At 66.7% G+C, this 11,672-nt stretch carries 11 protein-coding genes; 1 reads left to right on the forward strand and 10 read right to left on the reverse strand.

Features of this window, described 5'->3' with window-relative positions; genetic code table 11:
* Position 1: 1 nt before the first annotated feature.
* Complete coding sequence (locus ACSFBM_RS20170; protein WP_435485965.1) at positions 2 to 988, reverse strand: Bug family tripartite tricarboxylate transporter substrate binding protein; 987 nt, start codon at positions 986 to 988, stop codon at positions 2 to 4.
* Between the two features lie 185 nt (positions 989 to 1,173).
* Here ACSFBM_RS20170 and ACSFBM_RS20175 point away from each other — a divergent pair, with 185 nt between their 5' ends.
* Entirely contained in the window at positions 1,174 to 1,926 is a 753-nt protein-coding gene (locus ACSFBM_RS20175; protein WP_435486151.1) for an IclR family transcriptional regulator, read from the forward strand.
* A gap of 171 nt (positions 1,927 to 2,097) precedes the next feature.
* Here the strand turns inward: ACSFBM_RS20175 and ACSFBM_RS20180 are convergent, their stop codons facing one another.
* The 9 genes from ACSFBM_RS20180 to ACSFBM_RS20220 all read right to left on the reverse strand — a co-directional run bounded on the left by ACSFBM_RS20180 (position 2,098) and on the right by ACSFBM_RS20220 (position 11,666).
* Positions 2,098 to 2,295, reverse strand: coding sequence for a hypothetical protein (locus tag ACSFBM_RS20180; protein WP_435485966.1), 198 nt, complete (start codon positions 2,293 to 2,295; stop codon positions 2,098 to 2,100).
* 508 nt (positions 2,296 to 2,803) lie between these two features.
* Positions 2,804 to 3,019 carry a hypothetical protein gene (locus tag ACSFBM_RS20185; RefSeq protein WP_435485967.1) on the reverse strand — a complete coding sequence of 72 codons (216 nt, stop codon included), beginning with the start codon at positions 3,017 to 3,019 and terminating at the stop codon, positions 2,804 to 2,806.
* Between the two features lie 67 nt (positions 3,020 to 3,086).
* Positions 3,087 to 4,412, reverse strand: a complete 1,326-nt coding sequence (locus tag ACSFBM_RS20190) for an NAD(P)/FAD-dependent oxidoreductase (RefSeq protein ID WP_435485968.1) — start codon at positions 4,410 to 4,412, stop codon at positions 3,087 to 3,089.
* Between the two features lie 74 nt (positions 4,413 to 4,486).
* Positions 4,487 to 5,905: an aldehyde dehydrogenase family protein gene (locus tag ACSFBM_RS20195; RefSeq protein ID WP_435485969.1), complete on the reverse strand. Its 1,419-nt coding sequence runs from the start codon at positions 5,903 to 5,905 to the stop codon at positions 4,487 to 4,489.
* A 33-nt stretch (positions 5,906 to 5,938) separates the two neighbouring features.
* The gene (locus tag ACSFBM_RS20200; protein WP_435485970.1) at positions 5,939 to 6,292 is read right to left on the reverse strand and encodes a cupin domain-containing protein; all 354 of its coding nucleotides are present in this window, start codon (positions 6,290 to 6,292) and stop codon (positions 5,939 to 5,941) included.
* 205 nt (positions 6,293 to 6,497) lie between these two features.
* Positions 6,498 to 7,976 (reverse strand): NAD-dependent succinate-semialdehyde dehydrogenase, encoded by a 1,479-nt coding sequence (locus tag ACSFBM_RS20205; RefSeq protein ID WP_435485971.1) that lies wholly within the window; start codon positions 7,974 to 7,976, stop codon positions 6,498 to 6,500.
* A gap of 38 nt (positions 7,977 to 8,014) precedes the next feature.
* Complete coding sequence (locus tag ACSFBM_RS20210) at positions 8,015 to 9,103, reverse strand: tartrate dehydrogenase (protein WP_435485972.1); 1,089 nt, start codon at positions 9,101 to 9,103, stop codon at positions 8,015 to 8,017.
* Positions 9,100 to 10,758 carry an ABC transporter ATP-binding protein gene (locus ACSFBM_RS20215; protein ID WP_435485973.1) on the reverse strand — a complete coding sequence of 553 codons (1,659 nt, stop codon included), beginning with the start codon at positions 10,756 to 10,758 and terminating at the stop codon, positions 9,100 to 9,102. The genes ACSFBM_RS20210 and ACSFBM_RS20215 overlap by 4 nt, the downstream gene beginning before the upstream one ends.
* Entirely contained in the window at positions 10,758 to 11,666 is a 909-nt protein-coding gene (locus tag ACSFBM_RS20220; RefSeq protein ID WP_435485974.1) for an ABC transporter permease, read from the reverse strand. The genes ACSFBM_RS20215 and ACSFBM_RS20220 overlap by 1 nt, the downstream gene beginning before the upstream one ends.
* Positions 11,667 to 11,672 lie beyond the last annotated feature (6 nt).

Raw genomic sequence — 11,672 nt, forward strand, 5'->3', positions numbered from 1 at the left:
GTCAGTCCATCTTGGCGCCGGACGACTTCACGATCGCGCTCCAGCGCACGCCGTCGGTACGGATCAGCGATGCGAACTTCTCGGGCGTGCCGGTCATCACTTCCGCGCCTTGTGCGACCAGCTTCTTCTTCACCTCGGCCGTTGCGAGGGCCTTGTTGAATGCTGCGTTCAGTTTGGCGATGGCGTCCTTCGGCATGGCGGCGGGGCCGGCGACGCCGAACCATGTCACGGCCTCGAAGTCCTTGTAGCCCGACTCGGCAACGGTGGGCACGTCGGGCAGGTCGCTGTTGCGTTGCAGCGAGGTCACCGCCAGCGCGCGCAACTGGCCGCTCTTGATCTGGGCGATCAGTGTCGGCACCGACGAGACGTACATCTGGATCTGCCCTCCGACGAGGTCTGTAAGGCCTTGCGACGCGCCCTTGTACGGGACGTGCGTGAACTGCACGCCGGCGGCCTTCTGGAACTGCTCGGTGGCCAGATGGGCCACGGTGCCGTTGCCCGAGCTCGCATAGTTGAGCGAAGTCGGCTTGGCCTTGGCGGCGGCGACCACGTCCGAGAGCTTCTTGTAGGGCGATGCGGCGGACACCACCACCACCAGCGGCGCCGAAGCGACAAGGCCCACCGCCGCAAGGTCCTTCACCGGGTCGTACGGCAGCTTCGCGTACAGCGACGGATTGATCGCGAGGTTGCTGGTCTGCCCCAGCACCAGCGTGTAGCCGTCGGGGTTGGCCTTGACCGCGGCATCGACACCGATGTTGCCGCCGGAGCCCGGCTTGTTGTCGATGACGATGGTCCAGCCTTCCGAGGTCGCAACCTTGTTCGCCACTTCGCGGGCAATGATGTCCGTGCCGCCGCCGGGCGGGAACGGCACCACGAGGCGGATGGGGCGCGAGGGATAGGCCTGCGCCAGGGCCATGCCGCAGGTGAGCAGCAGGGCGGCGCCGAGCGCTGCACGGCGGGAAATGGAGCTGTGGCTCGAGGTACGCATGTATGTGTCTCCGAATCGTTCGATGGGTGCCTGGCAGCTGGGCTCCAGGGCATGCACCGATTTTGGTTTTGCGTTTCGCGCCATACAATGGTGGTCCATCAGGCGGAACATGGACTGCCCAGTGAAACAAAATGCCCATTGCAAAAAGCGCCAGGACAGCAAGACCCAAGCGATCGACGGAAGTCATCGAGGCGCCGCGCGAAGCCGATCTCGAGGTGACAGGCGGAGTAACCGCGGTGACCCGCGCCCTGCAACTGCTCGACACGTTCGGAATGCAGGACGAGCGGCTCTCGCTGGCCGAGCTGACACGGCGCACCGGCATGCACAAGACCACCATCCTGCGGTTGCTGCGCACGCTGGCGCTGGCCGGCTATGTGGTGCAGCGCGACGACGGCGAATGGCGGCTCGGCCCCGCAGCCGGCTGGCTCGGTGCGCGCTACCAGGCCAGCTTCGACGCCAACAACGTGGTGGAGCCGATGCTCCTTGCGCTATCGCAGGCCACGGGCGAGAGCGCGGCCTTCTATGTGCGAGAAGGCAATTCGCGCACATGCCTCGCGCGTGTGGAAGGGCCGCAGCCGATTCGCCATCACGCGCGCATGGGCGCGATGCTTCCCCTGGAGTTGGGGTCGCCGGGGCGGGTGATCCTTGCGTTTTCCGGGGAGCAGGGAAAGCTCTACGAGGACATCCGAAAGAAGGGCTACCACTTCTCCATCGGCGAGCGCGAGAAGAACGTGGCGACGGTGTCGGCGCCTGTGTTCGGTTTGCGCTGGGCCTTGCTCGGGTCGGTGTGCATTTCCGGACCTGCGGATCGGCTGCCGAAACCCAAGCTCCTTGGCCACGCGAAGACGATCATGAAAGCCGCGAACGAGCTTTCGTACGCACTCGCCGGTCGCCCTACGGCGCAGACGCCCGCAGTGGTCTCCACCTGGCATCCGTAGACGAATCGGCGTGGTTTCAAATGTCGAAACGCGGCGACTCGTGTAGCCACAAGTGAATCGCCCCGGGTTTTCCAGACACCTCTGAGTCTCAAACCTGAGACCCAATAGGAGGTGCCATGAGCAAGCAGCCGATGCATGAGACCGGTGTGCGGGCTCTGGGACATGGACGGATCAAGCGTCGGCGGAAATGTGGGCCATGTGAGCGAGGAAGTCAGCACGAGGTGCGTACTCAGCGGCGTCGGGAGGGGGGCCGCCCATCGAGCTGTTGCGCAACCTGCACAGAGCCCAAACCTCCTCCACCGTCCCGATGACTTCCCTCATGGAAATCAGGCCTCCTACATTCTCTTTGTTCAGCAACAGTGTCTTCATCGGTGTGATCCCTCCATGAATCAGCGGCTCGGGGCGGACCACCCTCGGTGGCGCCACGGGCGGTCGGCCAGCAGGACCACCGGCGTGCCCAGCCGCTTCCGGCACCGAGATCGTGCTGACGAGCGTACATACACGTCGCCGCAGCGTGATGCTGCAATTCGGGCTCGATGCCGAGCTTCGTATGGTTTTCGAGCGGGCCCTGGCAGATGCTGCTTTTGCGGTGCGGGCCTGCCCACTTCGGCCCCAGGGGCCGCGTGACAGCATCAAGCCGCGCGCTCGGGGAACAGCTTCTCGATCGAGCGGTACGTCTCGACGAACGGCGACTTGATGACGATGTCGCTGAAAGTACTTCTCGATGCCGATATTGCGCTCCAGCAGCCCTTGGACCACGACGCGAGGATCTCTTTCGCTTCGAGGCCGCGATCCGCGACGTGCCCGCGGTGAACACGGTCAGCGTGTCTCCCAACAGCACGTGACCGGCTGCTGCGGGCGCACAAACTGGAGCCTATCAATGAAGGGCACGACCGGCATCGGCCGCCAGTTGCGACAGTGTGACGATGCGGCGCGTGATGCCGCTCGAAGGATCCTGCCGGACAAGATCATGCTGTACGCTTTCGTCCAGCATGTGAAAGCAATCTGCGTCGGGCAACTCCGACTGGAAGCGCGGAGGGAAACGCTCGACCAGCATCGCGACCGTGTGGATGAAGGCAATGCGCCGGATCATCGAAGCCCTTCGGGTGGTGATCCAAGGAGATGAGTCGCCGGCCTGGTGCGGCAAACCCGGAGCAGGTCTAGAAATCAGCCACCTTGCCCCACATCGACTCCTTGAACCGTGCGGGGTTGAAAGGCGCGGGATCCAAGATCGGCTTGGCCCCGGACACCAGGTCGGCGATCAGGTGGCCTGCGCCGGGAGCGATGCCGAAACCGTGGCCCGAAAAGCCCGCAGCCAGGATGAGCCCGGGAACCTGCGGCAGCTCGCCGATCCCCGGCACGCCGTCGGGCGTGCTGTCGATGTAGCCGGCCCAGGTGTTGGCGATGCGGGCTTCGCGCAGCGCAGGCAACAAGTCGATGGCACGGCGGTGGATTTCACGGACACCCGCAGGGTCGGGCTTCGGGTCGAGGATGCGCGCCCGTTCCATCGGTGTGGGCGCGTCCAGCTTCCATCGGGCCCGGGTTTCGTGGCCCCAGCGGATGCCCTCCAGGCCGCCGGGAAACACGTTGCGCCAGCGCTTGGCGAACATCGGGATGAATTGCGGCGCGAAGCGCACCAGTTGCGCCGTGGGGTCGGCACGCCCTCGGCCGCTGATGGCCAGGACGTAGTGGCCGTCCGGGCGGCGCGTGACGGCGACGCGCGGGCTGGTCAAGGCGTCCGGCAGGCGCTGATCCACCGGCGCCAGTCGCACGATCGATTGGCGAATCGTGGCGACCGGAAATTGCACCCCGAGCTGGTTGCAGAACGAGGACGCCCACGCACCACCTGCGAGTACGGCGGTGCGGGTCTTGATGGTCCCCGCTTCGGTCACCACGCCGCTGAGCCGGCCGCCTTGCATCTCGATGCCGCGCGCGGCGCAGTTCTGGTGCACCGTGCCGCCAAGCTTCATGAGCGCGGCTGCCACAGCGGGCGCTGCCTTGGCCGGATCGGCCGTGCCGTCGCTGGGTGAGAAGACGCCGCCTTTCCACGCGCGGCCGGTCGCCTGGCCGCGCTCCGATGCCTCGCGCCCGCTCAGCATGTGCGTGGTCACGCCAACCGTCGTCGCGAACTCGCGCCATTCGGCCCAGCCGGCAATCTGGGCTTCGTCGTTGCTGAGGTACAGCAAGCCGCAGCGCTTGAAGCCCGTGTCTTCGCCACTGTCTGCGGCAAACTGTTCCCACAGCTCGAGGCTCCGGGTGGACATGGGCAGTTCGCGCGCGTCGCGATTCTGCTGACGGCACCACCCCCAGTTCCGGCTCGATTGCTCGGCGCCGACGCGCCCTTTTTCCACGAGCGCGACCTTCATGCCGCGCTTGGCCAGGTAATAAGCGGTGAACGCTCCGATGATGCCGCCGCCGATGACGACGACGTCCGCATGGGTCGGCAGATCGGGGCTGGACTCAACGGGAAACAGTGGTGCAGGCATTCTCGGGATGTCCGTGAAGGGGCAGTGAAAACGTGAAAATATGTTTGCTTCGGCTGTTGGCAGATCCTGCGATATCAGTAGCCAATGACTGCCTTGGTCTCGAGGTATTCCTCAAGCCCGTGAATGCCGTATTCGCGACCGTTGCCGGATCGCTTGTATCCGCCGAACGGCGCATGGCTCGTCCACGCCGGGTAGTTGACGTGCACCTGGCCGGCGCGCAGTTGCGCCGCCACGCGCCGTGCCCGTTCGCGGTCGCCGGACTGCACGCTTGCACTGAGCCCATAGACCGTGTCGTTCGCGATCGCGATGGCCTCGGCCTCGTCCCGGTAGGGCAGGATGACCAGCACGGGGCCGAATATTTCTTCTCGCGCCACTCTCATGTCGGGCGTGACATCGGAAAAAACGGTCGGTCGCGCGAAGTAGCCCTGGGTCAGGCCGGAAGGTCTGCCCGGGCCACCGCAGACCAGCTTGGCGCCCTCGTCGATTCCGCTGGCGATCATTGCCTGCACCCTGGCGTATTGCGCGGCATTTGCAATCGGACCCATCGAGGTCTTTTCATCGCGCGGATCGCCCACCGTGATGCCGGACGCCGCCGCATGTGCCAATGCTTCCACCTCAGCCAGCCGAGACGCGGGCACCAGCATGCGCGTCGGCGCGCTACACGACTGGCCTGCGTTGCGCATTCCCGCCAACACGCCCTTTGCCACGCCTTGTTCGAAATCGGCATCGTCCAGAAACAGGTTCGGCGACTTGCCGCCCAGTTCCTGCACGACGCGTTTTACCGTCACTGCAGACGCCTGGGCCACGAGCACGCCGGCGCGCGTCGATCCGGTGATGGAGATCATGTCGACATCGGGGTGCGCCGCCAACGCCGCACCGACCACCTCTCCCCTGCCCCCGACCAGGTTGAAGACGCCGGCCGGCGTGCCGGCGTCGTGCATCACCTGGGCGAAGAGCTGCGCGCTGTAGGGCGACAACTCACTGGGCTTCAGGACGATCGTGCAGCCCGCGGCGATTGCCGGTGCAACCTTGGCGGTGATCTGATACAGGGGCCAGTTCCATGGCGTGATCAGGGCGCATACGCCGATCGGCTCTTTCGAAATGGCGACGCTGCCATCCAAGGAGAGAAACTTGTAGCGTTGAAGCACTTCCATCTGGGCGCGGACATGCGCGATGCCGAAGGGCACATGGGCGGTTCTGGCGAATCCGATGGGGGCACCCATCTCCGCCACGATGGCCTGCGCGAACAATTCCGCGCGTTCCTCCAGCAGCGCCAGGATTCGGCCCAACAGCGCAAGCCGCTCCTCGACGGAGCTTCGTGAAAACGTCTCGAAAGCGCGCCGGGCCGCAGCGACAGCCAGGTCCACATCCGTCGACGAGCCGGCTGCGACGTGCCCGGTGATCTCTTCGGTAAACGGATCGACGACCGCAATGTCTGCGGCATGGGTGCGGTCCTGCCAGCACCCATCGATGTAGAAGCGGGCGTCGTCCATGCGTGGTTCAGCTGTCATCACGGCGCTTTCCGGTCAGGCCATGACCCATATCTTGCGGACGGTTTCGATGGTGCGCCATGTTCCGACATAGCCCGGCTTCATGATGAAGCAGTCGCCCGCCTTGTAGGTCAACGGGGGCTGGCCTTGCTCCGTGATCTCCACCACGCCCGAAAGGATCAGGCAGAACTCCCACGTCTCTCCCTTGATGGAGTGATTGACGCCGACCGTCGACTCGAACACGCCCGCACGAACCTTGCCGTCTTTTGCACTGTCGACATCCCAGTTGCGGCATACGACATCGCCCTCGATGACGCGTTCCGCCGGCGGCCGGTATTCACGCGGTTCGCCGAGTTGGTCGAGGTTGAAGGGGACAAGAAGCTTGGACATTCACGGCCTTTTCGCATGGATCTGATGGTGGACCAATGCTAGTGAAAGCACTGCTGCGTTGATGCTGAAGCATGCACGGAGAAAAGCGGGAAATGTGTGTTTTCGAGTGCCCCTCGGTGGATCGTGCCGCGGCAACTAGGTCGGGATTCGAGGGGCTCGAACCGCACGACGGAACAGGTGCCGCAAGCGGTGGGGCCGTGTGCCGCTATAGCTGCCCCTGGCACAGGTACTTGACGTGCATGTAGTCGTCCAGGCCGTGCACCGAACCTTCGCGCCCGTAGCCCGATTCCTTCACGCCGCCGAAAGGAGCGGCTTCGGCGGCCAGCGCACCTTCGTTGATGCCGACGATGCCCGATTCCAGCGCCTCGGCCACGCGCCAGATGCGGCGCACATCGGTCGAATAGAAGTAGGCGGCAAGGCCGAAGGGCGTGTCGTTGGCGGCGGCGATCACCTCGGCCTCGGTCTCGAAGCGCGTGACCGGCACTACCGGACCGAAGGTCTCCTCGCAGCTGCATTCCATACTGGCGTCGGCATTCACCAGCACGGTCGGCGCGAAGTAGTTGGGGCCGTCGCAGCGCGCGGAACGCAGCCGCTCGCCGCCGACCGCGATGCGCGCGCCCCTGGACACGGCATCGCGCACATGGCGTTCGATCTTGTCGACCGCGCGCGCGTTGATCATCGGGCCGATCTGTGAATCGGGCTCGGTGGCCGGGCCGACCTTGAGCGCACCGACCCGAGCCGCCAGCTTGTCGACGAAGGCGTCGTGCACCGTGGCCTGCACGAACACGCGGTTCGGGCACACGCAGGTCTGGCCGCCGTTGCGGAACTTGGCGGCCATCAGGCCTTCCACCGCGCTGTCGATGTCGGCGTCCTCGAACACGATGAAGGGCGCATTGCCGCCGAGTTCGAGCGACAGCTTCTTGAGCGTATCGGCCGAGGCGCGCGCCAGGTGCTTGCCCACGGGTGTCGAGCCGGTGAAGCTGATCTTGCGCACGCGCGCATCGGCCAGCCACACATCGACCACCTCGGGCGTGCGTTCGCGCGAGGCGGTGACGATGTTGAGCACGCCCGCCGGCACGCCCGCTTCCTGGGCCAGCTTCACGAGCGCGAGCGAGGTGAGCGGCGTGTCCTCGGCCGGCTTGCACACCACGGTGCAGCCCGCAGCCAGCGCGGGCGCGATCTTGCGCGCGATCATCGCGGCCGGAAAGTTCCATGGTGTGATCGCCGCGACCACGCCCACGGGCTCCTTCAGCGCAAGCATGCGGCGGCCGGTCACCGGCGCGGGAATCACGTCGCCGTTGGCGCGCGTGGCTTCTTCGGCGAACCACTCGACGTAGCTCGCCGCATAGGCCACTTCGCCGCGGCCCTCGGCCAGCGGCTTGCCCTGTTCGCGCGAGATGAGCCGGCCCAGGTCTTCCTGGTGCGCGAGCATCAGGTCGTTCCAGCGCTTGAGGATCTGTGCGCGCTGCTTGGCCGGCACGGCACGCCAGGCGGGGAAGGCGGCATGCGCCGCGTCCACCGCGGCGCGTGCATCGGCGGCCGTGCCGTCGGGCACGCTGGCAAAGACGCTGTCGGAGGCAGGGTCGGTCACGTCGAGGCGGCGGGCATCGCTGGCTTCGCGCCATTCGGCGCCGATGAGGTGGAGGCCCGGCAGCAGGTCCTGGCGTTGGAGGGTGAGTGGCATGGTCGGAAAGTTTCTGAAAAATTTCGGCAGGTTGCGCTTCAGGCCGCGGCCACGCGCTCGGCGATGGCCATGCCGAGTTCGGTGGTCGAGGCCGTGCCGCCGAGGTCGCGCGTGCGCGGCCCTTCGCGAAGCACCGCCTCGATCGCGCCCAGGATCGCGTCGTGCGCCGCACGGCCCGCGCCCTGGCCCTGCGTGAGGAAGTCCAGCATCAGCGCGCCCGACCAGATCATGGCAATCGGGTTGGCGATGTTCTGGCCGTAGATGTCGGGCGCCGAGCCGTGCACCGGCTCGAACAGCGACGGGAATTTGCGCTCGGGGTTGAGGTTGGCCGAGGGCGCAAGGCCGATGGTGCCGGTGGTCGCCGGGCCGAGGTCCGAGAGGATGTCGCCGAACAGGTTGCTCGCCACCACCACGTCGAAGCGGGTGGGCTGCAGCACGAAGCGCGCCGACAGGATGTCGATGTGCTGCTTGTCCACCGTCACCTCGGGGTAGTCGCTGGCAATGGCATCGGCGCGGCCGTCCCACCACGGCATGCTGATCGCGATGCCGTTGCTCTTGGTCGCCACCGTGAGGTGCTTGCGCTTGCGGCTGTTGGCCAGCTCGTAAGCGTAGCGCAGCACGCGGTCGGTGCCGAGGCGGGAGAACACCGACTCCTGGATCACGATCTCGCGTTCGGTGCCCTCGTACATCACGCCGCCGAGCGAGGTGTACTCGCCCTCGGTGTTCTCGCGCACCACGAAGTAGTCGATGTCGCCGGGCTTGCGGCCCGCCAGCGGGCAGGGCACGCCTTCGAACAGGCGCACCGGGCGCAGGTTGATGTACTGGTCGAACTCGCGGCGGAACTTCAGCAGCGACCCCCAGAGCGACACATGGTCGGGCACGGCGGCGGGCCAGCCGACGGCGCCGAAGTACAGCGCATCGACGCCCTTGAGCTGCTCCTTCCAGTCGTCCGGCATCATCTGGCCGTGCTGCGCGAAATAGTCGCAGCTGGCCCAGTCGATGACACGGCACTCGAGCTCGAAGCCGAAGCGCTCGGCGGCGGCCTGCACCACGCGCAGGCCCTCGGGCATCACTTCCTTGCCGATGCCGTCGCCGGCGATCAGCGCGATGCGAAAGGTGGGGGTCATGTCTGTGCCTCTCTGGTTGATGGGGCGGGTGCTCTCGCCGATGCCGCTGTGCGGTCCATGTCGTCCAGCCAGCCCCGGCGCAGCTCGGGCACGGACCGCGCCAGCAGGTCGTAGTAGGGATGGTGCGGTCCGCGCTCGTAGTCGGCGCGCGCCACCTGCGCGAGCTTGCGTCCATGCTGCATCACGACGATTTCGTCGCACACCGAGCGCACCGTGTGCAGGTCGTGGCTGATGAAAAGGTACGACACGCCGAGCTCGCGCCGCAGCTCGGCCATGAGGTCGAGCACCGCCGCGGCAACCACGGTGTCCAGCGCCGAGGTGACCTCGTCGCAGAGGATGAGGTCGGGTTCGGCCGCCAGTGCGCGCGCCAGATTCACGCGCTGCTTCTGCCCGCCTGAAAGTCCGCCCGGCAGGCGGTCGGCCACCGAATGCGGCAGCTTCACCAGATCGAGCAGTTCATGGATGCGCCGCTTGAGCGGCTCGCCGCGCAAGCCCTTGTAGAACTGCAGCGGCCGCGCCAGGATGCGCCAGATGGTCTGCGACGGATTCAGCGCCGTGTCGGCCATCTGGAACACGATCTGGATGCGGCGCAACTCCTCGGGGCTGCGCTGCTGCAGCGCGGGCTCGAGTGCGTGCCCGTCGAACATGACGCTGCCGTGGCAGGGCTTGAGCAGGCCCGCAACGGCGCGCGCCAGCGTGGTCTTGCCTGAGCCCGATTCGCCGATCACGCCGACGGCTTGCCCGCGATAGAGCTTGAGGTTGATGTCCTCCAGGATCAGCTTGGCAGGCTGGCCCTTTGCGTCGACCGCGCCGTAACCGCATGAAAGCTCGTTCACCTGAAGCAGCAGTGCCGAATCGCCCGAGGTCTGGCCCGAGGTGCGCACCGCGGGCCGTGCGGCCGCAAGCAGGCATTGGGTGTAGTCGTTCGCCGGGGCAGAGAGGATCTGCTCGGTGGCGTTCAGCTCGCTCATCCTGCCGTTGCGCAGCACCAGGATGTGGTCGGCCATCTGAGCCACCACGGCCAGGTCGTGGCTCACATACACGGCGGTGGCACGGCGTTCGCGCACCACGCGACGAAACGCGCGCAGCACTTCGATCTGGGTGGTCACGTCCAGCGCGGTGGTCGGCTCGTCCAGGATCACAAGCTCGGGATCGCCGATCAGCGCCATCGCAGCCATCAGCCGCTGCAGCTGACCGCCGGAGACCTGATGCGGATAGCGCGCGCCGATGCCTTCCGGATCGGGAAGCGCCAGTTCGCGGAACAGCTGCACCGCCTTCGCCTCGGCTTCGGACCGCTTGCACAGGCCGTGGATGACCGTGGGTTCGACCACCTGGTCCATGATCGTGCGCGAGGGGTTGAACGATGCGGCCGCGCTCTGCGCGATGTACGAGACGGTGCGACCGCGCAGCCCGCGCTGCCGCACCGCATCGAGTGTCAGCACGTCGGTCTCGCCGATCCGCACCCGGCCGGCCGAGATGCGGCAGCCGCTGCGTGCATAGCCCATCAGCGCCAGTGCGGTGGTGGTCTTTCCGGAGCCCGATTCGCCGATCAGCGCCAGTACCTCGCCGGGCTGTACGGAGAAACTCAGGTTGTCGACCAGCGTGGTGGCGCCAGCCACGATGCACAGGTTCTCGACGGTGAGTGGGGCGCCCATCAGCGTGCTCCTCTTTCGCGCGCGGCACGGCCGGGCAGGTTGTCGATGACGAGATTGACCGCGATGGTCAGGCTCGCGATGGCCAGCGCCGGCACGATGACCGAGGCCCCGCCCATGGCCAGCGCGCCGATGTTCTCGCGCACCAGCGACCCCCAGTCGGAGGCCGGCGGCTGGATGCCCAGGCCCAGGAAGCTCAGGCTCGCCAGCAGCAGCACGACGTAGACGAAGCGCAGCCCCAGGTCGGCCAGCATCGGGCCCAGGATGTTGGGCAGGATCTCGCGCAGCATGATGTAGAGCGTGCCTTCGCCGCGCGTGCGCGCCACGGTCACGTAGTCGAGCGCGTTGATGTTGACGGCCAGCGAGCGCGCCATGCGGTAGGCGCCCGGCACGTAGATGACGGCCGCGGTAGCGACCAGCATCGGCACCGAGGAGCCGAAGCCCGCCACCATGATGAGCGCAAACATCTTGCTCGGGATCGCTGTCAGCGTGTCGAGGCCACGGCTGAGCGCCGCGTCGATCCAGCGGCCGGTGGCGGCGGCGGCCAGCAGCGCCAGCACGGTGCCGGTTCCGCTTGCCAGCAGCGTGGCCAGCAGCGCAACGCCGATCGTGTAGCGCGCACCCTCGATGATGAGTGCCAGCATGTCGCGGCCGAGGTAGTCGGTGCCAAGCCAATGTGCCGCGCTCATCGGCTCGAAGACGTTGGAGGTCCCCATGGCCCCTGTGCCGCGCGACAGCAGCCAGGGACCGAGCAGCGCCGCGAGCAGCCAGAACAGCAGCACCGCGAGACCGAGCAGGCCGGAGGCGCCGAAGCCCCCCAGCCACGACCACGGGCCGCCCCGGCGCTCTTGCGGCGCTGGCGCCAGGGAAGCCGTGGCGTTCACCGCCGTTGAAGGTGTGGATGTTTCCATGAAGCT

Origin of the sequence: Variovorax pasteuri (assembly GCF_051216435.1) — a bacterium.
Classification (GTDB): Bacteria; Pseudomonadota; Gammaproteobacteria; order Burkholderiales; family Burkholderiaceae_C; genus Variovorax.